Raw genomic sequence first — 26,713 nt, forward strand, 5'->3', positions numbered from 1 at the left:
CTTGTAAGGTTGCGCCGATATACTGGGTTCAGTATTAGGAGAACTCGGCGGACGATATCCGCTTAGGCTCCTTGAATCCAATTTCGGGAGGAATCCATTCCTTTATGAACGTGATAACGGTTGATGGACTAAGCAAGTCCTACGGCAAAGGAACCACGAAGGTGGATGCGCTGTCCGGCGTCTCCTTCTCCATTAAGCAAGGCGAATTCGTCGCCGTCGTCGGCGCGAGCGGCTCGGGCAAGAGCACGCTGCTGCATCTGCTCGGCGGCCTGGACCGCCCGACGGGCGGGCACGTCCATATCGACGGGGAAGATCTGTACGGGCTGAAAGAGAAACAACGCGCGATATTCCGCCGTCGCAAAATCGGGTTTATATTCCAATCCTACAATCTCATTCCGGTGCTGAACGTCGAAGAGAACATTCGGCTGCCTCTGCTGCTCGACCACCGCGAGCCGGATAGAGCTTACGTTACGGACCTCATTCGCACGCTCGGTCTCGAAGAACGCCGCAAGCATCTGCCGTCCGAGCTGTCCGGCGGACAGCAGCAGCGCGTCGCGATCGGCCGGGCGCTGGCCTACCGTCCGGCAATCGTGCTGGCGGACGAACCGACCGGCAATCTGGACAGCGCGAACGGCCGCGAGGTGCTCGAGCTGCTTAAGATCGCCGTGCGCCAGTTCCATCAGACCGTTATCATCATTACGCACGACATGAACATCGCGGCGGAAGCCGACCGCGTTCTGAAGCTGCAAGACGGCAAGCTCGTCAGCGATTCGCATGTTCAAGCCGGGGCCGGCAGGAGGAGCGTATGAGAAGCTACGTCGCGCTTTCCGGCAGATACTTGAAGCAGCAGAAGCGCAGAACGCTGCTGACGATTATCGGCATCATCCTGTCCGTCGCGCTGATCGGCGCGATCGGGACGATGGGCCAAGCGATTAAAGACAACATGATCAGCAACGCGAAGTACGAGGACGGTTCCTTTCATTTCGGGTATCTTACGGCGGATATGATGCTTGCGGAGCAGCTTCGGAACAACGTACTCGTCGACCAATTAGGCGGCATGCTCCAGGGTCCCGAGACGAAGCTGTCGGAGAACGCCTCCGCTTATATCCATGGCGTCAATGCGGACGGTTTCGACTTGTTGCCGATTCACCTGGAACAAGGGCGCTACCCCCAATCGGACAGGGAGCTTGTCGTCGAGCAATGGCTGCTCGAGGGGTTGCAAGGCCAACCTGCGTTGGGCGGCAAGCTTACGCTGAACGACATAGAAGGCAAACCGCGCGAATACACGATCGTCGGCATCTTGAAAAATCAACGAAAAAGCCAGATCGAACAAGCGTCCAAGGTGTTCTCGCTTCTTGACGAGAACGCCGAATCGACGAAATCGGCGACAAACCTGCAGCTCTTCGTCACCTTAAAGCCTGGGGTAGAAATCAAAGACGAATTGGTCCATTTCGAGCGTCTCGACGATAAATTCGAGACGAACCGCGAGCTTCTTGCCCTGATGGGCCAATCCGCCGACAACAGTCTGAACAAAGCGCTGCTTATCATTTTCGGAACGTTGATCGGACTTGTCGTGCTTTCGACGATCGCCGTTATCTATAACGCCTTCCACATCGCCGTGCTCGAGCGCATTCGCCAATTCGGCTTGCTGCGCACGCTCGGAGCGACGCCGAGACAGATTCGCAATCTCGTCCTGCGCGAAGCGACCATGCTATCGCTGATTGCCATACCCCTCGGGTTGGCCGTCGGGTGGGGAGGTCTGTGGCTGGCGCTGTGGCTGATGATCAAGAACGGCTTCCAAGTGCTGCAGATGGAAAGCTTCAAGCTCACGTTCCATTGGTGGATCATGGGCCTGAGCGTCGGCGTCGGGTTGTTCGCGGTATTCGTAGCCGCCTGGCTCCCCGCGCGCAAAGCTTCCACCGTATCGCCGGTCGAAGCCGCCAAGGGCGCCGGCAGCATCGTACGCGAATCTTATCGCCGCATGCGGATTCCTTCCTTGCTCCAGCTCATCGGAGTGGAAGGCAAGATGGCTTCTTCGAACATTCGGCGCAACCGCGCGAAGTTCAGAATCACGACGTTCTCGATCGCCATCAGCATTACTCTGTTCATCGTTTTTCACTATTTTACGCAGCAATCGCTTAACCTATCGGTCGACACGACGGAGAACACGAAGATCGCCTTCGAGGTGTATCCGTATTCCGGCGGCTTCGAGGAGAATCGCACCTCCTCTATTCCCGAGGATCTAGACCGCTTAAGCGCGGAACAAATGGAACAACTCAGGTCTATCCAAGGCGTGGACGAGGTATACGGGATGTACGGCTCTTTCGGCACCGAAACCTGGGTGCCTCAGGAGTTTGCGAACGAGCGTTACTTGGATAAAATAGATTTCGCGCCGCCCACGCAGCCCGATGAGAACGGCGAGCGTTACGGCATATCCACGGAGTTCCGGATCTATGACGAGGCCCGCTTCCAAGAAGCGAAACCATATTTGGTAGCCGGTACGGCCGATCCCGATCGGTTGGCCGCCGAAGACGCCGTGCTCGTCATTCAGACGGTAAAGCCGTTCGTCCTGCAATCGAACAAGCGCGAGCAACTGGAAATCACCCGTTACAAGGTCGGAGATACGCTGAGCTTGCGGACGAATCCCGGCGAGGATGCTGCGCCGATCATGCGCGAGGTTAAGATCGGGGGTATTCTCTCGCAATCTCCGTTCGATTCCCCATACGCGGAATCCGTTCTTGTCGCGATCGGCACGCGTTCGACGATTACCAAGCTTTATCAAGCGGCCTTCCCGGATGAAGGGAACCCGAATTTCTTATTGACCTCCGCCCAAATTTCGATCAAAGACGGAGCGGACGCGGAAGCGATCAAGAGCGAGCTGGAGAGCTTCATCTCCCGGAGCTTTCCGGGCGGAGCGCAACTGGTCGACATCGCCTCCGAGAGACAACGCGAACGGCAATTCGCGCTTCAGATGCAAATCTTCGTCTACGGCTTCCTGATCATCATCGGAACCATCGGCAGCCTGAATATTATCAACACGGTGCAGACGAACCTGCTGCTGCGCCGCAAAGAGATCGGGCTGCTGCAATCCGTCGGCATGACGCTGGGGCAAGTCAGAAGAATGGCTTCCGCGGAAGGCGTCTGGTTCGGGGTCATCGGCGGGTTCTGGGGCATCGGGCTAGGCGCGGCGATCAGCTATCTTCTCTACAAACAGATCAACGACGTGCAAGGCATTCCGTTCGTCTTCCCGTGGAGCGGCGCGCTGATCGCGACCGCTTGCGCGATCGCCGTCGGCCTGCTGTCCGTGCAAAGCCCGCTCCGGCGGATGAATAAAGCCAGCCTGATCGACCGGCTTCGCGAAGAATAGAACAAACCCCCGAAACCAAGTTCGCAATTGGGTTCGGGGGTTATCTATTTAGGATTTGGCCGGCCCGCACGAGTCCCGAATAATCAACTCGGTCGGCACGATCGCTTCCGGCGGCGGTTTCGACTCGTCGGTTATCATCGCGTCGAGAAGCTCGATCGCCTGGCGGCCGATCGTGTTCGTATCTTGCCGCACCGTCGTTAACGGAGGCTGCATATGGACGGCAAGCTCGATATCGTCGAAGCCGATGACCGAGATGTCTTCCGGCACCGACAGCCCCGCCTCGCGAATCGCTTCCATTGCCCCGATGGCTCCGACGTCCGAGCTGCAGATGACGGCCGACGGGCGCGAAGGAAGCTCGAGCAGCCGCTTCATGGCAACGTAGCCGCCTTCCTTCGTAAAGTCGCTGGCGACGACGTAGCCGGGGTCTAGCGCGATGCCCGCTTCCGCCAACCCGTTCCTGTAGCCGAGCAGACGTTGTCGGGTGACGTAAGAGGATTCTATCGCCGATAGGAAGGCGATTCGGCGATGGTTCAAGTTGGCAAGATACCTCACCGCTTCCAGAAGGCTCGTCTCGTTATCGGAGCTGATGAAGCCGGTGCGTTCGCCTATGACGTCCAAATCTATGAATAGGGTAGGAATTCCGGATGCGATCAGCTCGCTGAAATCCATGTCGTCCTCTTGGAAGCCGAACACGACGACGCCTTCGACGTTGCGGCTCTGGCAATGACGGACGAAGCTGTACTCCTTGGCCCATTGGATCTGGGTCAGGTAGATCAAGTCGTAGCCCATCGTCTTCAGCGTCTGTTCCATCCCCGACAGAATGTGAGCAAAGAAGGGATGCGCCAGTCCGGTCGTCAGGAACATGCCGATCGTCATCGACCTTCGGCCTACCAATGCCCGCGCGGCGGAGTTCGGCGTGAACCGCGTCTCCTTGACGATGCGCAGCACCTTTTCCTTCGTCTGCTGGTTAACCGTCGTATATCCGTTCAGCACCTTCGATACGGTCGCTACCGATACCCCGGCAGCTTTCGCGACGTCGCGAATGTTCGTTGTCATTAGCAAACCCCATTTCCTGGCGAACATACGCATTCATGTTACCACATCGACGGCTTTACTGGCTACGCGACCGCTTATATTGTACAATCTCTGTGATATGAAGAGGAGGAATCGACATGTCGGATGAAGTTCTCTCGTTCTACGATCAACTGGCAGATTCGTATCATAACCTGTTTACCGATTGGCGACACGCTATCGAATGGCAAGGAGAGGCGCTTGATACCTTCATTCGCGGAACGGCGGGGTTTGCGGACGCCAAGGGAATATCCCTGCTGGACTGTTCATGCGGCATCGGTACGCAGGCGATCGGGCTAGCCTTGCGCGGATACGAGGTGACCGCGACGGATTTAAGCCCGCAGTCGATCGAACGGGCTCGCAAGGAAGCGGAGTCCATCGGCGCAACGATCCGGTTCGGGGTCGCGGATTTCCGTTATCTGGACCGTCAGGTCGAGGGCCGATTCGATGTCGTTCTCACGGCGGACAACGCCATCCCCCATCTGCTCGGAGACGAAGATCTAGCGGCTGCGGCACGCGGTCTTTACGCCAAGACGGCCGACGGCGGCCTACTCGTCGCGACGATTCGGGATTACGACGCCCTCGTTCTCGAAGCCCAATCCGGCACGCTCCCCCGCATGCTCGACAACGGCACGCGGCTTGTATTCCAAGTCTGGGAATGGTCCGAGGATCGCAAGACTTATTACACCAATCAATTCATCCTGCGCGCGGACGGCTCGGGCTGGCAGACGCGGAATTACCGTACCCCTTACAGGGCCCTGCTCCGCAAGGAACTTACCGAATTTCTGCGGGAGGCCGGATTCTCTGACATCGCCTGGCACATGCCCGAGGCCAGCGGTTATTACCAACCTATCGTCACGGCAAGACGGGTATAATGGATCGGGTGCGCGAAAAGTCATTCGATCCCGCGCTTTATTCCCGGAGCTATTTCTGATAAAATGATACTCGCACCGCGCGCCCGTAGCTCAGCAGGATAGAGCGACAGTTTCCTAAACTGTGCGTCCCGGGTTCGAATCCCGGCGTGGCGCGCCATACTTAAAATGCAAGAACCGCGTAACGTCGCGGTTCTTTTTGTTCTGGCCATGTATGGAGCCGATCTGAGACTAAATATCTTCATTGAACACGCACCAAGGGATATATGTGTCTATTGTGGGTCTAGCAATAAAATTCTATAAAGCAAATCATTTATTTGCCGTCGCTCACTGCTCTTGTGTCTATTTGTTCACGGTACTCCTGAGAATCGATAACTTCTCCCTTCTCGTTCAAACCCTCAATAACCGTTGATGAATCCGGAGCTTCACTTAAGAAGGCAAACCACAAGGAGTGTCCGCCGGATGCATTCCGAATCATTCGAGCCGGAATCTCATCGCCGTTGCCTTGTATAACTCGAATTTTCGATAGGGCTGGATTCAAGTAATCGCCGTACAATAGCGGGAAGGGCGTCCCCTCTATATGCTTAATATACCTATATGTGAAGGTTGGATATAAATCGTTCTCCATCTCTATTCGGGTTGGCAACTCGATGTTTAATATACCTCCACCTACCCAATTAAGACTTTCATTCGTTGTTCTAACGTAGTCCGCTCTCCAATCCATTTCTTCTCGGTCCCGATGCATATATCTTGAAAAAACGAGAACGCCGTCGTTGCCCCAATTTTCTTGATATAGGATATCTCCAACCTCGTTAGGGTCCTGCCGGCTTAGAATCTCCATCAGTTGCTGCTCGGAAATTGAATTTGAACTTGTAAAATGAGTTTGTTGCCTAAACCACGAACTACCGAAAACAACAAATGCCATAATGACGACCAGAGCAGATCCTGCAAGGATCATTGTTCTTGCCGTGCTTCTGCTCGAAATAATCGATTTATTTTTGATATACTCGATTTGTTTTTGCGAGGGTCCTACTCCTGTATTGTTGAAGGCTTCAAACAATCTCTTTTCCCAGTTGTCTCGCGTATCCGTCATTTATTCTCCTCCCCGAACTTCTTTCTCATTGCTTGTCTGGCTCTATGCAATCTTGACTTTACAGTCCCTTCCGGAACTCCAAGCAGTATTGATATTTCTGCAATAGACAATCCATGTCGAATTTCCAATAACAATACTTCTCGATACTTATAAGAAAGAGAAAAAAGATGCGCTACTACCTCGTCCATTTTCAATTTACTAAAATAAACGGCTTCTGCTGAAGCTGATTGCGGTACAGGTCTTATTGAGGATACGGGAATGATTTTGCGGAAAAAAGCAGATTTGCGGTAATTCAATACCCGGTTGCGACATATCTTAAGCAACCATGTCTTAATCGAAGACTGTCCGCGAAATCCCTGGAGAGATCGAAACGCATAGATAAAAGTATCCTGAGTAATATCGTCTGCTGCATCGTATTTCTTCGTTAGAAAGAACGCATAATTCCAAATATCGCTCCAGTATTCGACTACAATCTCCTCCATATTAGAAGGACTCACTTGGACTACATATTTAAGATAGTCGTTCGCCACTCGCATCCATCACCTCCAATCAAATAGACAATCCTGCAATCAAATAGTTCCCTGTGTAAGTTCATATCTTGAAAAAAGATTCGCGATTACGAAACCGTCAACCGATAGCCTCGCAAGACGGTTCTATTGTTTGCGCGTGCATTCTCGACACCTAACTGACCTAATCCATGTCTATAGGTTCAGCGTACAGTCATTATCTTTAGGAGAAACTTCCCAAAGCTTACTGCGTATTACTATTTAGCAAGGCATGAATGGTTCACAAGGGGGTGCAACATGGAGACGCTCATGATGGTCTTGTTCGCGGCAGGCGTCGGCTATGCGATATTAACGGCCATTCTCGGAGACGTGTTCGGGCTCGACGCCCACACCGGGGAACTTCCGTTCCTATCCCCTACCATTATCGCGACTTTCGTAACGGTCTTCGGGGGATTAGGCTACCTGCTGCTGCACAATACCGAATGGTCTGCGCTTCCGATCGCCGGAGTTGCCTTGATAGGCGCGCTCGGCGTCTCGGCCGCGGTATTGTTTCTCGTCGTGCTTCCGCTATATGCCGCCCAGAAAGGCGATGCCTTATCGGTCAAAGGAATGATCGGCTTAGAGGCTAAGGTCATTACGTCGATCGAAGCGGATCGTCTAGGGGAAATCGTGTATGAGCAAGGAGGCATGCGGCATAACGCGCCGGCGAAATCTGCAGAGGATGCCAAGATACAGAGCGGCGCGAGAGTCAGAATTCTCGATGAACTTGCGGGAACCTTCGTTGTAGAAAAACTATAACGAGGTCACTTATAAGCAAAGGAGTATGAATATTTAATGGACACAACGCTGTATATTCCGGTTGGTATCATCATCGCTGTTATTTTGTTAATTGTCGTATTCGCCTCGAGATACCGCACCGTTAAAGCCGACGAGGCCATGATCGTCACCGGGGCGCTTACGAGCAACGGTATGAAAATCGTCAAAGCGGGCGGCACTTTTATTTGGCCCGTCGTGCAGAGCTCGTCGTTCCTCTCGCTGCAAGTCCAGACGCTGGACATACATACTCCCGAAGTGTATACGATGCATGGCGTACCCGTCATGGTCGACGGAGTAGCGCAAATCAAGATCAGAGGCGATATGGAATCGATCGCGACGGCTGCCGAGCAGTTCCTTGGCAAGCCGGATGAAGAGCTGAAGAGCATCGCGACGCAGACGATGGAAGGCCACCTGCGGGCGATTCTCGGCACGATGACCGTCGAAGACGTCTACCGGAACCGGGAGGAGTTCGCCCGTAACGTACAGGAAGTAGCGGCAAGCGATCTGAATAAAATGGGCTTGCAGATCGTATCCTTCACGATTCGCGACGTTAGGGACAAGAACGGCTACTTGGACGCGCTCGGCCAGCCGCAGATCGCATCCGTCAAGCGCGACGCCGAGATCGCCAAGGCCAATGCGCAGCGCGACGAGCAGATCGCGAAGTCGAAAGCGCTCGAAGAGGGCAAGAAGGCGGAGTTCACGGCGGAGACGAACATCTCGGAAGCTCATAAGGAGATGGAAGTGAAGAAGGCGGTCTTCAAGCAAGAACAGGATAAGAAGAAAGCCGAAGCCGACCAAGCGTATAAGTTGCAAGAAGCGAAAACGATGCAATCGGTTAAGGCCGAAGAGATGCAGATCCAAGTCATCGAACGCGAGAAGCAGATCGAGCTTGAGGCGAAGGAAATCGAACGCCGCGAGCGCGAGCTGGTCGCGACGGTGAAGAAGCAAGCCGAAGCCGAGAGATTCGCGCAGGAGCAGAAGGCGGAAGCCGATCGCTACCAGATCGAAGCGAAAGCGAGAGCGGAGGCGGAAGCGGTAAGGCTGTCGGGTAACGCCAACGCCGACAAGGAGCGCGCGGAAGGTACCGCGGAAGCGGACGTCATTCGGCTTAAAGGCTTGGCGGAAGCGGAAGCGAAAGATAAGATCGCCGATGCCTTGCGCAAATACGGAGAGGCGGCCGTTATCGAGCTCATCGTGGAGAAGTTCCCGGAAATCGCGAAAGCGATCGCCGAGCCGTTATCAAAGACGGAGAAGATCGTCATCGTCGACGGCGGCGGCAGCGGGCCGAACGGCGGCGCAGGCAAAGTTACCGGCTATGTGACGGATTTGCTCGCCAAGATGCCCGAGACCGTCAACGCCTTGACCGGCGTCGACGTGAACCAACTGCTTCGCAGGCTGGCCGAGGGCAGCACCGGCATGAAGAAGGATATTACCTCCGCTAATGAATAAATCATACAAAAAAGAACCGCTCAATCGAGCGGTTCTTTGCGACTTTATGGGATATTACGTAGTGGTATTGAACCGACTGAGCGACTTATAACCGGATTCCATTCCGTCTGGAAGCTTTTTTGATAGTCTTCAAAAGGAGTATGATCATCTAATCCTCTCGTCAGTTGATGTACATCGACGATTAATTTGTACTTTTTGTTGGCGGGATGCGGCTTCGATTTCCAGGAAATGAGATCATGTTTCAAATTCTTTGCCGCGATCGTCTGCGGAGGCTCTGCATAGATAACGGCTCCTCCCTCGAAGTAAATGAATGTGAACGTTACTTCACAGGATAACAATTCGTTCCTTGTCCACTCTGGAAAATCCCAATCCAACTTAAAATTAGCTTCTGCTTGAATGTTAGCCATATTATTCGGGTTATAATGAATGGCTACAGTGGAAGCCTTGGCTCTTGCTGGCGGGCTATGGCGAGGGTACCATGTCGTGTCAACTTGTTTTTGGAACCTGCTACCATCCGTATAATATACTGTGACAATCGCCCATAAAGAATAGGTTTTATCCGAGCTATATGATTTTTTGGACGACCACTTCCATACTGAACCCGCTGAAAGCGGCTTACTCGTGTTATGGGAATACTCTAAAAATTTGTCATTCTCGTAATTGTTGTCAACAATTTCATTGATTTCGGGACTCACAACAATCTTTGTTACAGGCTTATATGTCTCCACTTTTACGACGGGAGTTACAAGGTTATTGTTGTACATATTGCTGAACTCGAAAGATGCCGTCACTCGAATATTTTCTTTATAAGTAATGAGGGCTTGAGGGCTCGCATATGCCGGTACGGATGCGACGATCAACGAAACGATGAGTGAGAGGGTGAATAAGAATCTTTTCAACATAACAAGTGCTCTCCTTCGCATAGATAAAATATTGTGGCGCATGATGCACGACTCTCGCAATTCCTTACAAAAAAATACATAAGTGGATCCTGCAAATTAAATTGTATAAACAATGTCATATTTTGTCTATAGTGCCGTCGACATAAGACTTTTTACCGAACTTGACGGCATCGGTACAGAACATAAAGCAGATCGCCCTCCACATGGCCAAGAAGGCCATATTGGGGGCGATTATTGTTTGAGATTTCTTCGAAAGCTAAATCCCGCTTGAATTAACTTTTTTCTAATGTCTTATAAGCCCACGGTGCACGGATGGAGATGTAATGATTCAGTGAACCTATCATGGATGCAGGCGGGGTAGTTATTATAAATATAAATGGATCGGATACTGCCGTCCCATCCGTTACAATCAAATACACGGTGTAGGTCGTGTCGTCCGCTGGCAGACCCTCGATATACACATGCCTCGGCATTCCCGCCGATACTTCGAGGACTTGAGCATCCAAGGCATACGCATCGTACCCGTCCAAGATCAGTTCCGTGCCCGGAGGAGGCGCCGAACCTTCCACCACAACGGAGTATACGGACCCGGTCACGCTCGCCGTTACTTCAATATCCACCGTTCTGCTTCCGGCCGAATACGAAGGACCTTGGGCGCCTACTACCTTCGGCTCGATTGAACCCGGAACCGTATAGGTCTTGGTCATTACCGCACTATTGTTCGCACCGGACTTTATGGCTATGGCTTTAATCGTAACGCTATTGAAAATGGGGATCGGTTCGCTATAAATCGGGCTGCTCGCCGTCGGCATGCTGCCGTCATCGGTATAGTGAATGACCGCGCCGGACGTAGCCGTGCTTAACGCTACGGACGTTCCGAAGGCTACTTCGCCGCCTGCAACGCTTGCCGAAGGCATCGCGACGGTTTCATACGACGGCGAAGAAGACGGAGGCGGTGTCGATTCCTCCTGTTTCTTGTCTTCCTCTTCCTTCTTCTTTTGCTCTTCTTCTTCCTTTTTCTTCCTCTCTTCTTCCTTCGTCTTCTGCTCTTCTTGCGCTACGTACTGCACCTTCGCTTCGTACGCGCCGGTAACGAGCAAATCGCGCGTCGCGTTAGACGTACCGCCGAACCTGCCGTCCGATCCGTTGGACATGATCTTCTTGTCCAGCGCAAGCGCGACATAGCCCTTCGCCCAATCGGACACCGTAATATCGTTAACTCCCGGCGTCTTTTTGGCATCCTCGTTCATGCCCAGTCCTCGAACCAAGAACGTGGCGAGCTGCTCCTTGGTCACTTTGCCGGCCGGATCGAAGCTGCCTTGACCGACGCCTTCCGCAATTCCGGCTTTCTTAACCGCTTCGATATAAGGCAACGCGTAGCCGTTAGCCGGATCGTCGGCTTTGACGTCTTTAAAGCTGGACGCCTTCACGGCCGGATCTACCTGTAGATTGAATATCAACGCGGCGACTTTAGCGAACTGCGCGCGGTTCATCTCATCTTTAACTCCGAACTTCCCCTCGCCGACCCCGTCGAATACTCCTGCAGAGATCAGGGCGTCGAACTTGGCTTTCGTAGCGGCGTCCAAGTCCTTCAAGTCGGAGAAGTCCGCAGAAGTCTTCGTTTCCGCGTTCGCAACGGCGAACGGAAGACACAGAAGCATAGCCATTAACATACATATAATGCGTTTCTTCATCACTTCGTACCTCCTGCCGATTGTTGAGCGTTTATTACGTTCGACACCTTCCGTCATCATACCTGCCAGGTTCCGCCTGAAATTGGTTATTTGACTTCGAGGCGCTTTGATTTAGCTCGATTTTGAGTTAAAGTATACAAAGAAGGTTTATTCGGCATGAAAATCAGGATATCGGAAAGTAGGCGGATCATGGGACGCAAGTGGAACAATATTAAGGAAAAGAAAGCATCGAAAGATGCCAATACGAGCCGCATTTACGCCAAATTCGGCGTCGAGATCTATGTAGCCGCCAAGAAGGGCGAGCCGGACCCGGAATCGAACCGCGCGCTGAAGGTCGTTCTCGAACGCGCGAAGACGTACAACGTGCCGAAAGCGATCATCGATCGCGCGCTCGAGAAAGCGAAAGGCAGCGGCGAAGAGACTTACTCCGAACTTCGTTATGAAGGCTTCGGTCCGAACGGTTCGATGATCATCGTAGACGCGCTGACGAACAACGTGAACCGTACCGCTTCCGACGTACGCGCCGCGTTCAACAAGAACGGCGGAAACATGGGCGTGGCAGGTTCCGTCACTTACATGTTCGATGCGACGGCCGTCTTCGGCCTGACGGGTAAAACCGCGGACGAGGTGATGGAGCTGCTGATCGAAGCGGACGCGGACGTACGCGACGTATTCGAGGAAGACGACGCGGTCATCGTCTACGCGGCGCCGGATCAGTTCCACGTCGTTCAGGAGGCGTTCAAGAGCGCGGGCGTTACCGAATTTACGACGGCGGAGATCACTATGCTGCCGCAGACGTTCGTAACGCTCCCGGAGGAAGGACAAGCCCCATTCGATAAATTAATCGACGTGCTTGAGGATTTGGAAGACGTGCAGCAGGTGTACCACAACGTAGAATTCGAAGAATAGCATCCTACGCAACGCAAAATAAGAGTTCCGCTTATCCACGATAACCGGAACTCTTATTGATTCTCATCGAACATATTCAATTGTCTAGCAACTCCGTTCCTTCGTATTCCGCGCTTATTCTGACCGTCCTCCTATGATGGTTGATAGCCTTAATGCCTTGTTGTCGGATACCCGCGTGTTCGCCAAGCGCTTAAGCGGTTCACGCTTCGCCTCACTTAGCCCATTGGACTATCCCCTCTCCGAGTAACGTTCGCTGCGTCCTTCGTGTTGCTTGTGTTTCTGGCTTAAGCATACTCCGAATTCCCTATTGAGTAAATTTTCAGAATATTCGATAATCTATCAAAAAAGCGCAATTACGCTACGTATTCGCACTTTTTGGACATCTATCACAGTCTTTCGCATCGTTTTCTCTGTTGCAATTAACGGCTCGCTCGTTTATCGGAAGAACGTGCCGTATAGCAGATATACGTTAAGCCCGGCAATGATGACCGCAACCGCCCATGAGAGCGAGGACAGCCACTTCGGCGCGACGAACTCGCCCATTTTCAACTTATCGGACGTAAACTTAACAAGAGGGATCACCGCGAACGAAAGCTGCAGCGACAGAATGACCTGGCTCAAGATCAGCAACTCCCCCGTGCCCTTCTCGCCGGAGATAGAGAGGACGATAACCGCCGGAATGATCGCGATCATCCGGGTAATCAATCTTCTGAGCCAAGGCTTCAACCGAATATTCAGGAAACCCTCCATGACGATCTGCCCGGCCAGAGTCCCCGTGAGCGTCGCGTTCTGCCCCGAGGCGAGCAACGCAACCGCGAACAGTACGCTGGCGATGCTCGAGCCGACGAGCGGGTCCAGGAGCAAGTAAGCATCCTGAATCTCCGCGACGTCCGTATGACCGGTGGAATGGAAAGCAGCCGCCGACAAAATCAAGATCGCCGCATTAACGAAGAGAGCCAGCATCAGAGCCACGGTCGAATCTATCGTCGCGAAGCGAATCGCTTGGCGTTTGCCCAGCGCGGTCTCCTCGTATTTCCGCGTCTGTACGATCGAAGAATGCAGATATAAGTTGTGAGGCATTACGGTCGCGCCTAGTATGCCTAAAGCGATGTAGAGCATCTCCGGATTACTGACGATCTCCGCGCTTGGAATGAACCCTTGGGCGATACCGCCGACGTCGGGCTTGGACAGGAACATCTCGATGGCGAAACAACCGAAGATCGTGACCAGCAGAGAGATGACGAGCGCTTCGATATACCGGAAGCCCTTATTCTGCAGCATCAGCACGAGAATGACATCGAGCGACGTCAACAGCACCCCGTACAGCATCGGCATGCCGAACAGCAGTTGTAACGCGATTGCCGCCCCGATAATCTCGGCCAGGTCGCATGCGGCGATTGCGAGCTCGCACAACACCCAAAGTCCGATATTCGTTCGTTTGCCGTAATGGTCCCGACAAGCCTGCGCCAGGTCCCGGCCCGTCGCGATACCAAGTCGCGCCGTCAGAGACTGCAACAGAATCGCCATTAGGTTCGAGATCAGAATGACGGATAACAACGTATAGCCGAATTGCGATCCCCCTGCCAGATCGGTCGCCCAGTTACCCGGGTCCATATACCCGACGGCTACCAGATACCCTGGTCCGACGAACGCTAACAACCGCCTGATAAAGCTGCCTTTCGTCGGTACCGCAATCGATTTATGGACTTCCGGCAAACTCGGGGCTATGCGCGCTTTGTTCCAACCGGTCTGAGAAGGGGGGGCTTGCTCTTGAATGACGGGCTCCATCGTCTTACCCTTCTTTCCTTATGACAATAGTTTTGACCTAGGGCAACATTAGTCGCAAAAAAATATATACGCGATAGCCGTTCGCTATATTCGTATACGGTATTATCCTACATCAGTTAATTTGCCTTGACAACAGAAACTTTGCCTAAGGAAAAATAACTTACAATTTATCCCTTTTTCCTCTTGTAATACCGCACCCGCATTTCTCTCCCCTGAATCCAATAACTGACTTTGCATTTTCCCGGCGCTGTGCTATAATCATATTCGTTCGCTGCTCATTACGCGACATCGGGACGTAGCTCAGCTTGGTAGAGCACCTGGTTTGGGACCAGGGGGTCGCATGTTCGAATCGTGTCGTCCCGACCATTCATACACGCATCGCCACGGCATTCATGCCGTGGTTTTTTTATGTTTATTCGCAAAGTCGGAACAATGAAAAACCCTCGCCGATTGGCGAGGGTCCGCTAGTAGGATCATGTCCGTATGAACGGCTTGAATCTTACAGATCGTCGATGCTTGCGCCGCCGAGCAGACCGCCCAGCTCGCCGAACGCTTCCTCGAACGACACGATTTCTTCGGCTTTAGGCTGACCGTATTTGAACTCCACTTTCTCGTTGACATCGCCAAGCTGGGATACCACTTTGATCGCGAAGCTGCCCGTATTGCCTTCCGAATCGAATGCCGCTTTAACAGACGCGTCCGTGTATACCGGATAGTCTTTCTTGTCGATGCCTACGTTCGCGACGATGTCCAAGTTCTTCACGACTTTGTTCATCTCCGCTACGCCTTCTTTGATCGTAGTCGAATCGGCGGATTTGAGTCCTTCCTTAGCCGCGTCGATGTCTTCTTTGGTCATGCCGGTCATATCAAGATAATCTTTGTTGTTCGCGATAAGATCAAGCACTTCCGGAGCGATTTTCTCGACGACCGTCGTCAAGAAAGGCTCGATTTGGGCCTTCTTAACATGGATTTGAACGACTTGCTTCGCGTCCACGTCGCTAGGGATTCCCGCGTCTTTCGCTTTAACGGAAGACAAGTACTCGTCAGCATTCAGATGCTTGAATACGATGTTCATCAAATCTTCGACGAACTTCTGGGACTGCTTCGGATCCAATGTCGGAATTTCTTGACCGGTTTGCTCGGCAAGCTGCTCGAGGTCAAGCTCCAAATATTTGCCGACCATCTCTTCCGGAATCGGCAGCATGGCGATATTCGGAACCTTCACCCAAAGCTTCTTATCGGTTGCGATGATCGGAATCTGGAAGTTGATCGCGAGATCGCCCTTCAGTTCCAGCTTAAGTTCCACCTCGGAGAGCATCGGATCTTTCTGGTATGCACCCGACCAAGAAACCTCGGCGTTCTTGAACATATTCATGGTAGTCGTGTCCTCTTCGGTCATCTCGGCAAGGTTCAAGTTAAACTCCTCGAACTTCATGCTGCCTTTGAAGGAGTAGGAGCTTAGCTCGCTATTCGTGGACAACGAAGCTTGCAGCGCGTCTTTAGGCGACTTGTCTTTGGTGCATCCGCTCAACACGAGAGCGACGGCCAGCAGTAGCGCGACAACGCTATAGCCTAATTTTTTTGTAAGCAAAATGTTTTCCCCTCTCAACCATGTTATAACCTAGATGATTCATGCGAACAGAGTTAATTCTATATCAATTTCGCACATGCGAAAAGCCCTTCTAAGTTAAAAACTCAGTAAAACCTTCAATTCCCACTCAATAATGTTAATGAATGTCTTTTTTCTTGAAGCGTCCGCCTTTAACATCGTGAATGTTGCCTACGGCCAAGAACGCGACGGGGTCAAGCTCGTTCACGATCGACTTCAGTTTAGCTTCCTCCAAGCGAGTAATGACGCAGAAAATAACCTTCTTCTGATCTCCCGTATAGCCGCCCTCTCCGTCCAGGAAAGTGACGCCTCTGCCGAGGCGATCCACGATCGCGTCCCCTATCTCCCTATAGTTATCGCTTATGATCCAACAGGATTTCGACTCGTTCAACCCTTCGATCGTCAGGTCGATGACTTTAAAGGCGATATAATAGGCGATTAACGAGTACATCGCGCGGTCCCATGAATAGACGAACCCGGCGCTGCCAAGAATGAATACGTTAATGAACATAACGACTTCGCCCACGGAGAACGGAGTTTTCTTGCTGAACAGAATCGCGACGATTTCCGTACCGTCGAGCGATCCGCCCGCGCGGATTACGATACCGGTACCGGCACCGAGGAAAATACCGCCGAATACGGCAGCCAAGAAGATTTCTTCCGTAAAAGCTTGAACAGGATGCAACAGTGTCGTTGCGATCGAGAGCACGATAACGCCAAGCAGCGTGGATAAGGCAAAAGTCTTGCCGATCGTACGATAACCGATAACGAGGAAAGGGAGGTTGAGCAGCGTCAGGAAGATCCCGATCGGTACTCCGGATAGATGCGAGGACATAATGGAAATACCCGTTATGCCGCCATCGATGATTTGGTTCGGAACGAGGAAAATCTCAAGGGCGACCCCTACCAAACAAGCACCGAGAATAATGAAAAATATTCTTCGGAAAAGCTCAAAGCGGGTCATTTTGTGATGGCGGATTTGCTTCGGCTTTGTAGGCGGTCTCGGCGGTACAGGAAGTTTCTGTTTCTGTGCTGTCATGCGTATTTCCTCCTTATCGTCTAATGAGAAATCCATCATTTTATTATACCAATTGGCTTTTATCCGACACAACAAGAAGACCCGGCGAAATTCGATTTTCACCGGGTCTTCGAATATAAAAGTTAACCTTGCGGATTGCGATGGCTCACATGGTTTGCGTTCTTCACTTTCTTGCTGCCGGATAACGGCGCGTTCGGGAAAGGGTTGGCATCGATATCGTGGGCATTGTTAGAGCCATCGGGTTGATTGACGGCTACCGATTTCGGTTTGCTCATGCGGCTCATGCCTCCTTAGCTTTTCGGATTCGATTGTTCGACAGACCCGTCATGGTTAAGCGAAGCTTGGTGTCTATGATCGTTCCTTTGCTGCTGTATTTGCTGCGCATGATGCGCGTCAACCGGGCGTTCCTCCATCTGCTCGACGACGTTGCTTAAATTTTTGTCCGGATAACCGTTCGCGTTAGACAAGCGGGGTACCCTCCTTAGCTATGGGTAAAATGATGCAACGCTTGGGCGGTCTCGTGCAGATGCCGCCGATAATCGGCGATTAATTGTTGCGGGATGTCCGCTCGCTCGTCGATCGTCTGGCCGTCTCTCTCGACATCGACGACTTGGATGTCGATCTCGCGGCTATCTACGTACCGGACCGCGAAGTCGAATTCCATCATTTGATGGCCGGCAGTCTCGATATGGACTCTAAGCCCGCGCGGATCCGCGCCGTCAGCCGTCACTTGCGCCTTATCCCCGACCGTCAACCGCTGAGGGAGCGTCTGCTGCCAGGCTTGAACCAGGTCCTCTTGCGGGACGTTAAGTTCGTCATTGCTTACCATGATGAGCACCTCCACTCCGTTAGAGTGGCACAAAAAATCCGATCCTATTCGGATCGGTCGGCGTGCTCACCTCAACCGCTATGACACCGTTGCCAATCTTTTCCCGCGGATTTCCCGGTGCGCGTTTTTAACTCCAAATGCGGCGTGCGTCGGATCCCAACAGGATGGCGGACCTCCCCTACTTCCTTCGCAGCACCGGGGGGGCGTACACTTTCTCTTCCTACTGAGTCGCAGCACCGGGGGGGCGTACACTTTCTCCTCCTACTGAGTCGCAGCACCGGGGGGTCGTACACTTTCTCCTCCTACTGAGTCGCAGCACCGAGGGGTCGTACACTGTGTCTTCCTACTGAGTCGCAGCACCGGGGGGTCGTACACTGTGTCTTCCCGCTGTGTCGATCCACACCTGCAATTCTGCAGTTAATCCTACCCGAAATCGCACGTATACCCTTGATACTGCGAAAATGCAGGTATTAGTCCTCCAAACCTTCGATTTGAGTCGCGCGACTAGATATTGCCAGCACATTTGCACTTATCGATCTATTGCCCCACCGGTTCTATGAAATACCTGTACTATCGCAGGTTCTATTGTTCGGCGGAGAGAGTGGGATTCGAGTCCCTGGGTCTACGAACATGCCCCCGGCATGTCCGCTTTACGACCCGTTCTCATCCCACTCGCCATAAACAAAAAACCGATTCCTTCCGGAATCGGCTTGGTTTTTTGTTTATGGCGGAGAGAGTGGGATTCGAGTCCCTGGGTCTACGAACATGCCCCCCGGGCATGTCCGCTTTACGACCCGTTCTCATCCCACTCACCATAAACAAAAAACCGATTCCTTCCGGAATCGGCTTGGTTTTTTGTTTATGGCGGAGAGAGTGGGATTCGAACCCACGTGGGCTTGCACCCTAACGGTTTTCAAGACCGCCCCGTTATGACCGCTTCGGTATCTCTCCATAGGTGGCAGCAAAATGCTGCCACGTAATCATATCACAAGCGATATTCGCGTTCAACCCTTGCGGGGGCTTATGCAATCAATTCCACCCATGTACGGGCGAAGGGCTTCCGGGATGATAACGGAGCCGTCCGCTTGCTGGTAGTTCTCGAGAATGGCGGCGACCGTGCGGCCTAGCGCAAGACCGGAACCGTTCAACGTGTGCACGAATTCAGGCTTCGCGCCGCTCTCCGGACGATAGCGAATCGCCGCGCGGCGGGCTTGAAAGTCCTCGAAGTTCGTACAGGACGAGATCTCGCGGTACGTTCCGGCGCTCGGAATCCATACTTCGATGTCGTACGTCTTCGCAGAACCGAATCCCATATCTCCGGTGCAGAGCGCAAGCACGCGATAGGGCAAGCCGAGAAGCTGCAGCACGCGTTCCGCGTGGCCCGTCAGCTGCTCGAGTACATCGTAGGATTGATCCGGCGCCACGAGTTGAACAAGCTCGACCTTATTGAACTGGTGCTGACGGATAAGCCCGCGCGTATCGCGTCCTGCCGCACCGGCTTCCGAACGGAAGCAGCCGCTGAAGGCGACGAATCGTTTCGGCAGCGATTCCACCGACAGAATCTCGTCGCGGTGGATGTTCGTTACCGGAACTTCGGCTGTCGGAATCAGGAAATAATCCGTTCCTTCGAGCTTAAACAGATCTTCCGCGAACTTCGGCAGCTGGCCCGTCCCAACAAGGCTGTCCCGATTGACGATATATGGAGGAAGCACCTCTTCGTAACCGTGCTGGTCCGCATGAAGGTCCATCATGAAGTTAATCAGAGCACGTTCCAGACGCGCGCCCAACCCTTTGTAGAAAACAAACCGGGAACCCGTCACTTTCCCCGCAGCCTCGAAATCCAGAATACCGAGGTCGTTGCCGAGATCGTAGTGCGCCTTCGGATCGAATTCGAACGCGCGCGGCTCGCCAACTTTGCGAACTTCCACGTTGTCTTCTTCGGAAGCGCCTACCGGCACGCTTTCATGCGGCACGTTCGGAATAGACAGCAGAAGCGCATCCAGAGCAACGTCGATCTCGCGCACTTCCTCGTCGAGCTGCTTGATCCGGTCGCCGACTTCCTTCATCTCGGCGATGAGCTCGTCGGCGTTCCCTCCGCTCTTCTTCAGCTTCGCGACTTCTTGGGACACGACGTTGCGGCGGTTCTTGAGCTGGTCGCTTTCGGTCAATTTCTCCCGCCGGCTGCTGTCGAGCTTAGGAAACTCGGCGATAATCTCCACGGAAGCTTGGCGGCTCTCAAGGGCTTGGGCAACTTTATCGTAATGATTGCGCAGCAGTTTAATATCCAGCATGTAACGTTAACCCCTTTCGCCCGCCGCTTGACGAGCCATCTCGATGAAATACGAATGGAGCCGGTAATCATCCGTCAATTCGGGATGATAAGACGATGCGAGCAGGTTGCCCTGTCGCGCCGTAACGATCTCCCCTTTATAGGTAGAGAGCACGTCGACGTTCTCTCCGACTTCCTTAATAAGCGGCGCACGGATAAACACGGCACGAAGCGGCGTCTCGATCCCTGTGACGTCCAGGTCGGTCTCGAAGCTCTCCCGTTGTCTTCCGAACGCATTGCGGGCGACCGTCATGTTCATGAGACGGAGATGAGGCTCTTCCGCACCCTCAAGCCTTTCGGCCAATACGATCAGGCCGGCACACGTACCGAATACCGGCTTGCCGGACTCCGAGAACGTCCGAATCGCATCCATGAAATCGTACTTTCGCATGAGCTTTCCGATCGTCGTGCTTTCGCCCCCCGGAATAATCAGCCCGTCGATATCCGCCAGCTGTTCCGCTCTCTTGATGGCAACCCCTTCGCCGCCGGCTAATTCTATGCTTCGAACATGCTCGGCGACTGCTCCTTGCAGCGCCAATACGCCGATTCTCATCCTGAATTCCTTCTCCTTAATCTCAAACGGCTTCCTTCGGTCCGTTACGGTACCGAGTGGAAGCCGCTCGATGGTATTCGTGTTGCGGGCGGCTTACAGGCCGCGATCCTGCATCCGATCAGCTGCGTGCAGCTTCGAAATATCGATGCCTTTCATCGGCTCGCCCAAATCTTTGGACACGCGCGCGATGAGCTCGTAGTCTTCGTAATGCGTCGTCGCTTCGACGATCGCGCGAGCGAACTTCTCAGGGCTGTCCGATTTGAAAATACCGGAGCCTACGAATACGCCGTCTGCGCCAAGATGCATCATCAGAGCGGCATCCGATGGCGTAGCCACGCCGCCCGCGGCGAAGTTAACGACCGGGAGACGTCCCGTCTCATGGATGTTGAGAAGCAAATCGTAAGGTACGCCTAGCACCTTCGCTTCGTTATAAAGCTCGTCCTTCGACAAGTTCTGTACTTTGCGGATTTGGCCGTTGATCAGGCGCATATGACGAACCGCTTCAACGATATTGCCCGTTCCCGGCTCGCCTTTCGTGCGAAGCATGGACGCGCCTTCTTGAATACGGCGAAGCGCTTCGCCCAAGTCTTTCGCGCCGCAGACGAACGGAATCGTGAACAATGTCTTGTCGATGTGGAACACTTCATCAGCAGGCGTAAGCACTTCGCTCTCGTCGATGTAGTCGACGCCGAGCGATTCCAGTACTTTCGCTTCGACGTAATGGCCGATCCGTGCTTTCGCCATTACCGGAATGCTAACGACTTTCATAACTTGCTCGACCAGCTCAGGGTTTGCCATACGGGCAACCCCGCCTGCCGCACGAATGTCGGATGGAACTCTTTCCAAAGCCATAACGGCCGTAGCGCCCGCCGCTTCGGCGATTTTTGCTTGCTCGGCGCTCATGACGTCCATAATGACGCCGCCTTTTTGCATTTCGGCCATACCGCGTTTAACTCTCGAAGTACCCGTTTCCATGTTTCCATGCCTCCCAAAGATTCTAACCATTAATTTTACATGAACCTTATGTTAAATACAACCATTTTACTCGGAATGTCGCGATTAGAACAGGTTCACGATCCCGTTGAACAAGCTTCTGAAGAAATCTCCGATTGCGCGGAACAGCGCTTGCCACCAGCTTGCTTTACCCACGTCTTCGGATGCGATCAAATCGATCGTTACCGTCTTATCTTCCATCGTTGAAGGGTCTTTGTATTTATATGTCGCGGTACCGACTACATCTCCGGTCTTGATCGGAGCGACCAGGGGATCTTGGGCGCTCTTCGCTTCCACGAGCTCGGGCACCGTCTTCGAATTTTTCGGTACGAGCAGGGTCAGGTCCGTAGCCGTAACGACGGCAACCTTCTTGGACTTGCCTTTCTTCACCTTGAGCGTTTCGTATTCAGGTACGACGGCCTTCGCCTCAAGCAAAGTTTGCTTCTCGAAACCGTTAAATCCGTAATCGAACATTTTGGCCGTCTCGATGAAGCGGTAGCCCTGTTGCGTCGTGCCCGGGACACCCATGACAACCGATATGAGGCGCGTTCCGTTAATAAGCGAAGTACCTACGAAGCATTTGCCCGCGGAGTCGGTATTACCGGTCTTCAATCCATCAACGCCGGTGTACGCGAACTTCTTAAAGTTAGCATTCGCTTTATTGGATTCGAGCATCCAGTTCCAGTTGATCATCGGATCTTTGTCGCGCTCGCGGAACTTGAGACTTGGGATCTTAGCCGTATCTAGAATTTCGGGGAATTCTTTAATGATCGTGTACGCGAGCGTCGCCGTGTCGCGCGCCGACATCATCGTCTCGCCGCTCGCAGGACGATATGCTTCCGGCATCATGTAAAGCTCGAGCCCCGTCGAGTTAACGTAGTGCGTGTTGGTCATGCCTAGTTGCTGGGCCGTCTCGTTCATCAGCTCGACGAAGTTGGCTTCGGAACCCGAGATCGTCTCCGCCAATTGAACCGCGGCATCGTTGGCCGAGAATATCGCCATCGCCTGATATAGCTGCTTTACCGTATGCTTGTCGCCCGTGTTCAGCAGAATGATGCTGCCTCTGCGATCTTGCTTGGCTGCGTTGTCTCCCACGATAACTTCTTGATCCCAAGAGAGCTTGCCTTCTTTGACGGCTTTGTTGACCAGATACTCCGTCATGACTTTAGCCATGCTCGCCGGCGGTCTTGCTTCATCGGCATTGTATTGGTACAAAACTTGTCCGGAAGAAGCATCGATAAGAATCGCTGCTTTAGCCCTCACTTGGACTGCCCCGGTCGTTAAAGAATCTGCCTCGTCCGCCGCGAAAGCGACCGATGCACCCGCGCTTAATACATATAAAAGCAAGAAAGAGGAAAGCACGCTATATATCGCGAACCGTTTCGACAATCGTTTCGTAATTCCTGACAATAGATGATGGCGATTCAACGCATTCTCTCCTTTTTCGTTCCAAATTTCGCATTTCATGCAGCCTTTATTGTAACACAGTTTTTCATTAAGGAAAAAGCCGCAGGTCCCGGTTTTACCCGGCTGCGGCTTCCAATTCTTGACTACCGAATCTCGTCTTATAACGAATAGTTAGGTGCTTCTTTCGTAATCTGAACGTCGTGCGGATGGCTCTCGCGCAATCCGGCGCCCGTGATGCGAACGAATGCGGTGTCGTTCTTCAGTTCTTCGATCGTCGCCGTTCCGCAATAGCCCATGCCGGAGCGAAGTCCGCCGAGCAATTGATGGATCGTATCCTTAAGCGGGCCTTTATAAGCAACGCGGCCCTCGATTCCTTCCGGTACGAGCTTGCTTTCGTTCTCCTGGAAGTAACGGTCCTTGCTGCCTTCCTTCATCGCGCCGATGGAACCCATGCCGCGATAGGATTTGTAGCGACGTCCTTGGTAAATCTCCGACTCGCCGGGGCTTTCTTCCGTACCTGCGAACAGGCTTCCGAGCATGACGCAGCTTGCGCCGGCCGCAATGGCTTTCGTAATTTCGCCGGAGTACTTGATCCCGCCGTCGGCGATGATCGGAACGTTGTATTCTCGCGCAACCGTGGCGCAATCGTAGATTGCCGTGATCTGCGGCACGCCGATCCCCGCGATTATGCGCGTCGTGCAAATCGAGCCGGGTCCGATGCCGACTTTAACGACGGATGCGCCTGCTTCGATCAGATCCCTAGTCGCTTCTCCCGTCGCCACGTTGCCCGCAACGATCGTAAGCTGCGGATACTTATCGCGTAGCTTGCGTACCATCGACACGATGTCGATATGGTGGCCGTGAGCGGAGTCGACGACAAGAACGTCGATGCCTGCATGCACCAAAGCTTCGGCGCGCTCGAACGTATCCTTGGATACGCCGACTGCCGCGCCCACGAGTAAACGGCCGTGCTGATCCTTCGCCGCGTTCGGGAACTGGATCGCTTTCTCGATATCTTTGATCGTAATGAGTCCTTTAAGCGTATTGGTCTCATCGACCAAAGGAAGCTTCTCGATCTTATGTTGTTGAAGGATGCCTTCCGCTTGTTGAAGCGTCGTTCCCACGGGAGCGGTAACGAGGTTATCGCGCGTCATCACTTCTTTGATCTTAATGGAGTAATCGTGCACGAAGCGCAGATCGCGGTTCGTCAGAATGCCGACCAGTTTGCCCTTCTCGTCGCAGATCGGCACGCCGGAAATGCGGTACTTACCCATCAGCTCTTCGGCGTCGTAGACATGATGTTCGGGAGTCAGCGAGAAAGGATTCGTAATAACGCCGCTTTCCGAACGCTTAACGCGGTCGACTTCCTGGGCTTGCTGAGCTACCGACATGTTCTTGTGAATGATTCCGATACCGCCCTCACGCGCAATCGCGATCGCCAAAGCCGATTCCGTGACCGTATCCATCCCCGCGCTGATCAACGGAATGTTGAGCTTCACCGAAGGGCTGAGCACCGTCGATACGTCGACGTCCCGCGGAAGAATGGAAGATTTCCGAGGAACGAGCAGTACGTCGTCGAACGTCAGCCCTTCTTTGGCGAATTTATTATGCCACACGAATAATTACCCCCTTGCCGGTTGCAGTCCGGCATATTGTCTCCGATTGATTATCTGCAATCTTAGCAGAGGCACTTGTGACTGTCAAGCACAATCGGAACGGTGGAAAACCGCGCCATTTCGGCGTTTTCATCGCTTTCATAATTGCCGTTCAACGATTCAGTCGCGGATATCTGCTAGATGAATTCCACAGCAAATAAGAAGGGTAACCGGCCTCCGCAGCAGCCGAAATTTGCTCGCGCACTTGCTTCGTTCCGTATGACTGATGCGCACGAAGCCAAGACGCGGAGAAGCTTTGCAGCCATGGCCGCACTTTAGCCGTATCGATTCCTTTCGCCTTCAATTGTTCGTTCCTTCGACTAATATCCATAAGAGCGTGGGCGATAATCGGCCTAGGCGATAAATCAGGGTGCTTCACTCCCCAAATTCCGTCCGAATAGTGCGAAGGGTAAACCATCGGCGAGATCACGTCGACTTCCTTAACGATGGTTGCCCAGTTCTGACCGATGCCCATATCGCCGTTCGAGGAACCGACAAGTCCGAACACGTCGGCGGACACCCTTACGCCGGCTTTGTGCAATCTGATCGATGCCCGGTGCAGAAACTTGCCAATCGCGTCGCTTTTGGACCAACGCTTGGGATTCGCGTAGGCGACTTCTTGGTCGACTTTCTTCTCGTTTTCCGGAAAACGCACATAATCGAACTGGATCTCGTCGAACCCGATTTGGGCCGCATGCTCCGCAATCTTCAGCGGATATTCCCATGCTTCCTGGCGATAGGGGTCGATCCACGGGGTACCGCTCTTGTCGGTCCACGTGCGGCCGTTCTTACGCTTTATGCTCCATGCAGGTACGGCGCGAGCAAGCTCCGGATTTTTGAACGTAACGATTCGAGCGATCGTGTAAATGCGATGTTGCTTCAGCTTCTTCACGAGATTGGCGATCTGCCCTGCGGAGCGAGTCTTCGCGATGGTGAACGACTTGGATTTCGCCGACTTCGGCAGTGCCGTTAAAGTCATGCCGCTGTTAACGTCCACGACTACCGCGTTAAGCTCTGTCTTGTCCACGAGATCGATAAGCTCGTCCATCCGCTTGCTGCGCGCTACGTGAGACGAAACGTAAATTCCTCTTATCGGTTCGGCCGGCCTACGCAAAATGACCTTTTCGGAGTCCTCGGCAGTTGAGATCGCCGTATCGTCAGCATGCTGCGTCTGTGGAGCTTTGGACGTCGTCGATTGAGGCACGGGTTTGACCATTGGCAGCTTGAGCTCGTGCGTAGAATCAGTATTCGCGGACGCGCAGCCGCTCAATAGGAGAACCATTGCCATGCTTACTATCGTTGTTCTTAGGCATTCCCGCATGGCGAGTAGATGACACCTCCCGCAAGTGAAGATTGCTTGTAGTGTTTGCATAGGCGGTTGATGTTGTGAGTTGGAGTTAGTGGGATTGCAGGCGGGGAAACCCATACTTGAGAGATAAAAACAAAAAACCACCGGTAGCGGTGGTAAGGTGTGCATATGTAGGCTTGCGCCTTGAAAACTGGATGCGAAACAAAGCGTTGGTGAAAGTTTGAAACATTTTGGCCATCCGTGTCATTAGGATAAGCCCTCGACCGATTAGTACTCGTCAGCTCCACACGTTGCCGCGCTTCCACCCCGAGCCTATCAACCTCGTGTTCTTCAAGGGGTCTTACGAATTGGGAAATCTCATCTTGAGGCAGGCTTCGCGCTTAGATGCTTTCAGCGCTTATCCCTTCCGCACTTGGCTACCCAGCGGTGCTCCTGGCGGAACAACTGGTACACCAGCGGTGCGTCCATCCCGGTCCTCTCGTACTAAGGACAGCCCCTCTCAAATTTCCTACGCCCGCGACAG

General features: G+C 53.1%; 23 protein-coding genes, 3 tRNA genes and 1 other annotated feature. Of the genes, 8 read left to right on the forward strand and 18 right to left on the reverse strand.

Annotated features, from left to right (window positions below):
- The first annotated feature begins 104 nt into the window (after positions 1 to 104).
- Both COHPA_RS0113180 and COHPA_RS0113185 read left to right on the forward strand, forming a co-directional pair.
- Positions 105 to 809 carry an ABC transporter ATP-binding protein gene (locus COHPA_RS0113180; RefSeq protein ID WP_027086630.1) on the forward strand — a complete coding sequence of 235 codons (705 nt, stop codon included), beginning with the start codon at positions 105 to 107 and terminating at the stop codon, positions 807 to 809.
- Positions 806 to 3,367, forward strand: a complete 2,562-nt coding sequence (locus tag COHPA_RS0113185) for an ABC transporter permease (protein ID WP_027086631.1) — start codon at positions 806 to 808, stop codon at positions 3,365 to 3,367. Before COHPA_RS0113180 ends, COHPA_RS0113185 begins: the two co-directional genes overlap by 4 nt.
- Positions 3,368 to 3,415: 48 nt before the next feature.
- On the opposite strand, the gene COHPA_RS0113190 is transcribed toward COHPA_RS0113185, so the two are convergent.
- The gene (locus COHPA_RS0113190; protein WP_027086632.1) at positions 3,416 to 4,423 is read right to left on the reverse strand and encodes a LacI family DNA-binding transcriptional regulator; all 1,008 of its coding nucleotides are present in this window, start codon (positions 4,421 to 4,423) and stop codon (positions 3,416 to 3,418) included.
- Between the two features lie 116 nt (positions 4,424 to 4,539).
- On the opposite strand from COHPA_RS0113190, the gene COHPA_RS0113195 reads away from it, so the two are divergent.
- Both COHPA_RS0113195 and COHPA_RS0113200 read left to right on the forward strand, forming a co-directional pair.
- Positions 4,540 to 5,313 carry a class I SAM-dependent methyltransferase gene (locus COHPA_RS0113195; protein ID WP_027086633.1) on the forward strand — a complete coding sequence of 258 codons (774 nt, stop codon included), beginning with the start codon at positions 4,540 to 4,542 and terminating at the stop codon, positions 5,311 to 5,313.
- A gap of 79 nt (positions 5,314 to 5,392) precedes the next feature.
- Positions 5,393 to 5,470, forward strand: a tRNA-Arg gene (locus COHPA_RS0113200).
- Positions 5,471 to 5,623: 153 nt separating this feature from the next.
- On the opposite strand, the gene COHPA_RS0113205 is transcribed toward COHPA_RS0113200, so the two are convergent.
- Together COHPA_RS0113205 and COHPA_RS0113210 are read right to left on the reverse strand one after the other, a co-directional pair.
- The gene (locus tag COHPA_RS0113205) at positions 5,624 to 6,403 is read right to left on the reverse strand and encodes a hypothetical protein (RefSeq protein ID WP_027086634.1); all 780 of its coding nucleotides are present in this window, start codon (positions 6,401 to 6,403) and stop codon (positions 5,624 to 5,626) included.
- Positions 6,400 to 6,939 (reverse strand): RNA polymerase sigma factor, encoded by a 540-nt coding sequence (locus tag COHPA_RS0113210; protein ID WP_027086635.1) that lies wholly within the window; start codon positions 6,937 to 6,939, stop codon positions 6,400 to 6,402. Before COHPA_RS0113210 ends, COHPA_RS0113205 begins: the two co-directional genes overlap by 4 nt.
- A gap of 267 nt (positions 6,940 to 7,206) precedes the next feature.
- On the opposite strand from COHPA_RS0113210, the gene COHPA_RS0113215 reads away from it, so the two are divergent.
- Entirely contained in the window at positions 7,207 to 7,707 is a 501-nt protein-coding gene (locus COHPA_RS0113215; RefSeq protein WP_027086636.1) for an NfeD family membrane protein, read from the forward strand.
- 36 nt (positions 7,708 to 7,743) lie between these two features.
- Positions 7,744 to 9,174 carry a flotillin family protein gene (locus COHPA_RS0113220; protein ID WP_027086637.1) on the forward strand — a complete coding sequence of 477 codons (1,431 nt, stop codon included), beginning with the start codon at positions 7,744 to 7,746 and terminating at the stop codon, positions 9,172 to 9,174.
- A 44-nt stretch (positions 9,175 to 9,218) separates the two neighbouring features.
- On the opposite strand, the gene COHPA_RS0113225 is transcribed toward COHPA_RS0113220, so the two are convergent.
- Together COHPA_RS0113225 and COHPA_RS24475 are read right to left on the reverse strand one after the other, a co-directional pair.
- Positions 9,219 to 10,076, reverse strand: coding sequence for a hypothetical protein (locus COHPA_RS0113225; RefSeq protein WP_027086638.1), 858 nt, complete (start codon positions 10,074 to 10,076; stop codon positions 9,219 to 9,221).
- Between the two features lie 272 nt (positions 10,077 to 10,348).
- On the reverse strand, positions 10,349 to 11,770 hold the full coding sequence (locus COHPA_RS24475) for a chitobiase/beta-hexosaminidase C-terminal domain-containing protein (RefSeq protein ID WP_027086639.1): 1,422 nt from the start codon (positions 11,768 to 11,770) through the stop codon (positions 10,349 to 10,351).
- Between the two features lie 189 nt (positions 11,771 to 11,959).
- On the opposite strand from COHPA_RS24475, the gene COHPA_RS0113235 reads away from it, so the two are divergent.
- Complete coding sequence (locus tag COHPA_RS0113235; RefSeq protein WP_035120839.1) at positions 11,960 to 12,679, forward strand: YebC/PmpR family DNA-binding transcriptional regulator; 720 nt, start codon at positions 11,960 to 11,962, stop codon at positions 12,677 to 12,679.
- A 435-nt stretch (positions 12,680 to 13,114) separates the two neighbouring features.
- On the opposite strand, the gene COHPA_RS0113240 is transcribed toward COHPA_RS0113235, so the two are convergent.
- Positions 13,115 to 14,467: an Nramp family divalent metal transporter gene (locus COHPA_RS0113240; protein ID WP_027086641.1), complete on the reverse strand. Its 1,353-nt coding sequence runs from the start codon at positions 14,465 to 14,467 to the stop codon at positions 13,115 to 13,117.
- A gap of 289 nt (positions 14,468 to 14,756) precedes the next feature.
- Here COHPA_RS0113240 and COHPA_RS0113245 point away from each other — a divergent pair.
- Positions 14,757 to 14,833: transfer RNA gene (locus COHPA_RS0113245), tRNA-Pro, on the forward strand.
- A gap of 133 nt (positions 14,834 to 14,966) precedes the next feature.
- On the opposite strand, the gene COHPA_RS0113250 is transcribed toward COHPA_RS0113245, so the two are convergent.
- The 12 genes from COHPA_RS0113250 to COHPA_RS0113305 all read right to left on the reverse strand — a co-directional run bounded on the left by COHPA_RS0113250 (position 14,967) and on the right by COHPA_RS0113305 (position 26,169).
- A complete protein-coding gene (locus tag COHPA_RS0113250; RefSeq protein ID WP_027086642.1) occupies positions 14,967 to 16,058 on the reverse strand; it encodes a hypothetical protein in 1,092 nt (363 codons plus the stop codon).
- A 136-nt stretch (positions 16,059 to 16,194) separates the two neighbouring features.
- A complete protein-coding gene (locus COHPA_RS0113255; RefSeq protein ID WP_051421846.1) occupies positions 16,195 to 17,040 on the reverse strand; it encodes a YitT family protein in 846 nt (281 codons plus the stop codon).
- Positions 17,041 to 17,237: 197 nt separating this feature from the next.
- Positions 17,238 to 17,390, reverse strand: a complete 153-nt coding sequence (locus COHPA_RS25600; RefSeq protein WP_156926662.1) for a small acid-soluble spore protein P — start codon at positions 17,388 to 17,390, stop codon at positions 17,238 to 17,240.
- 15 nt (positions 17,391 to 17,405) lie between these two features.
- A complete protein-coding gene (locus COHPA_RS25840) occupies positions 17,406 to 17,582 on the reverse strand; it encodes a hypothetical protein (protein WP_169733265.1) in 177 nt (58 codons plus the stop codon).
- A gap of 14 nt (positions 17,583 to 17,596) precedes the next feature.
- Positions 17,597 to 17,944: a hypothetical protein gene (locus tag COHPA_RS0113270; protein ID WP_027086644.1), complete on the reverse strand. Its 348-nt coding sequence runs from the start codon at positions 17,942 to 17,944 to the stop codon at positions 17,597 to 17,599.
- 862 nt (positions 17,945 to 18,806) lie between these two features.
- Positions 18,807 to 18,895 (reverse strand) — tRNA-Ser (locus tag COHPA_RS0113275).
- A gap of 53 nt (positions 18,896 to 18,948) precedes the next feature.
- Complete coding sequence (gene serS / locus COHPA_RS0113280; protein ID WP_027086645.1) at positions 18,949 to 20,235, reverse strand: serine--tRNA ligase; 1,287 nt, start codon at positions 20,233 to 20,235, stop codon at positions 18,949 to 18,951.
- A 6-nt stretch (positions 20,236 to 20,241) separates the two neighbouring features.
- Complete coding sequence (pdxT, locus tag COHPA_RS0113285; RefSeq protein WP_027086646.1) at positions 20,242 to 20,826, reverse strand: pyridoxal 5'-phosphate synthase glutaminase subunit PdxT; 585 nt, start codon at positions 20,824 to 20,826, stop codon at positions 20,242 to 20,244.
- Between the two features lie 93 nt (positions 20,827 to 20,919).
- A complete protein-coding gene (gene pdxS / locus COHPA_RS0113290; RefSeq protein ID WP_027086647.1) occupies positions 20,920 to 21,801 on the reverse strand; it encodes a pyridoxal 5'-phosphate synthase lyase subunit PdxS in 882 nt (293 codons plus the stop codon).
- An 84-nt stretch (positions 21,802 to 21,885) separates the two neighbouring features.
- Positions 21,886 to 23,247, reverse strand: a complete 1,362-nt coding sequence (locus tag COHPA_RS0113295) for a D-alanyl-D-alanine carboxypeptidase family protein (RefSeq protein WP_027086648.1) — start codon at positions 23,245 to 23,247, stop codon at positions 21,886 to 21,888.
- Between the two features lie 137 nt (positions 23,248 to 23,384).
- The gene (guaB, locus tag COHPA_RS0113300; RefSeq protein ID WP_027086649.1) at positions 23,385 to 24,842 is read right to left on the reverse strand and encodes an IMP dehydrogenase; all 1,458 of its coding nucleotides are present in this window, start codon (positions 24,840 to 24,842) and stop codon (positions 23,385 to 23,387) included.
- Positions 24,843 to 24,993: 151 nt separating this feature from the next.
- Positions 24,994 to 26,169, reverse strand: a complete 1,176-nt coding sequence (locus COHPA_RS0113305; protein WP_169733266.1) for a putative glycoside hydrolase — start codon at positions 26,167 to 26,169, stop codon at positions 24,994 to 24,996.
- A gap of 280 nt (positions 26,170 to 26,449) precedes the next feature.
- Positions 26,450 to 26,703 (reverse strand) — a sequence feature (23S ribosomal RNA rRNA prediction is too short).
- Between the last annotated feature and the right edge of the window lie 10 nt (positions 26,704 to 26,713).

Source organism: Cohnella panacarvi Gsoil 349 (genome assembly GCF_000515335.1).
Taxonomy (GTDB): domain Bacteria; phylum Bacillota; class Bacilli; order Paenibacillales; family Paenibacillaceae; genus Cohnella; species Cohnella panacarvi.

What these genes read in the sequence shown, in the direction of transcription:
- COHPA_RS0113180 (WP_027086630.1), top strand. Translation starts at nt 105, where the DNA reads ATGAACGTGATAACGGTTGATGGACTAAGCAAGTCCTACGGCAAAGGA.
- COHPA_RS0113185 (WP_027086631.1), top strand. Translation starts at nt 806, where the DNA reads ATGAGAAGCTACGTCGCGCTTTCCGGCAGATACTTGAAGCAGCAGAAG.
- COHPA_RS0113190 (WP_027086632.1), bottom strand. Translation starts at nt 4,423, where the DNA reads ATGACAACGAACATTCGCGACGTCGCGAAAGCTGCCGGGGTATCGGTA.
- COHPA_RS0113195 (WP_027086633.1), top strand. Translation starts at nt 4,540, where the DNA reads ATGTCGGATGAAGTTCTCTCGTTCTACGATCAACTGGCAGATTCGTAT.
- COHPA_RS0113205 (WP_027086634.1), bottom strand. Translation starts at nt 6,403, where the DNA reads ATGACGGATACGCGAGACAACTGGGAAAAGAGATTGTTTGAAGCCTTC.
- COHPA_RS0113210 (WP_027086635.1), bottom strand. Translation starts at nt 6,939, where the DNA reads ATGCGAGTGGCGAACGACTATCTTAAATATGTAGTCCAAGTGAGTCCT.
- COHPA_RS0113215 (WP_027086636.1), top strand. Translation starts at nt 7,207, where the DNA reads ATGGAGACGCTCATGATGGTCTTGTTCGCGGCAGGCGTCGGCTATGCG.
- COHPA_RS0113220 (WP_027086637.1), top strand. Translation starts at nt 7,744, where the DNA reads ATGGACACAACGCTGTATATTCCGGTTGGTATCATCATCGCTGTTATT.
- COHPA_RS0113225 (WP_027086638.1), bottom strand. Translation starts at nt 10,076, where the DNA reads ATGTTGAAAAGATTCTTATTCACCCTCTCACTCATCGTTTCGTTGATC.
- COHPA_RS24475 (WP_027086639.1), bottom strand. Translation starts at nt 11,770, where the DNA reads ATGAAGAAACGCATTATATGTATGTTAATGGCTATGCTTCTGTGTCTT.
- COHPA_RS0113235 (WP_035120839.1), top strand. Translation starts at nt 11,960, where the DNA reads ATGGGACGCAAGTGGAACAATATTAAGGAAAAGAAAGCATCGAAAGAT.
- COHPA_RS0113240 (WP_027086641.1), bottom strand. Translation starts at nt 14,467, where the DNA reads ATGGAGCCCGTCATTCAAGAGCAAGCCCCCCCTTCTCAGACCGGTTGG.
- COHPA_RS0113255 (WP_051421846.1), bottom strand. Translation starts at nt 17,040, where the DNA reads ATGACCCGCTTTGAGCTTTTCCGAAGAATATTTTTCATTATTCTCGGT.
- COHPA_RS25600 (WP_156926662.1), bottom strand. Translation starts at nt 17,390, where the DNA reads ATGAGCAAACCGAAATCGGTAGCCGTCAATCAACCCGATGGCTCTAAC.
- COHPA_RS0113270 (WP_027086644.1), bottom strand. Translation starts at nt 17,944, where the DNA reads ATGGTAAGCAATGACGAACTTAACGTCCCGCAAGAGGACCTGGTTCAA.
- serS (WP_027086645.1), bottom strand. Translation starts at nt 20,235, where the DNA reads ATGCTGGATATTAAACTGCTGCGCAATCATTACGATAAAGTTGCCCAA.
- pdxT (WP_027086646.1), bottom strand. Translation starts at nt 20,826, where the DNA reads ATGAGAATCGGCGTATTGGCGCTGCAAGGAGCAGTCGCCGAGCATGTT.
- pdxS (WP_027086647.1), bottom strand. Translation starts at nt 21,801, where the DNA reads ATGGAAACGGGTACTTCGAGAGTTAAACGCGGTATGGCCGAAATGCAA.
- COHPA_RS0113305 (WP_169733266.1), bottom strand. Translation starts at nt 26,169, where the DNA reads ATGGCAATGGTTCTCCTATTGAGCGGCTGCGCGTCCGCGAATACTGAT.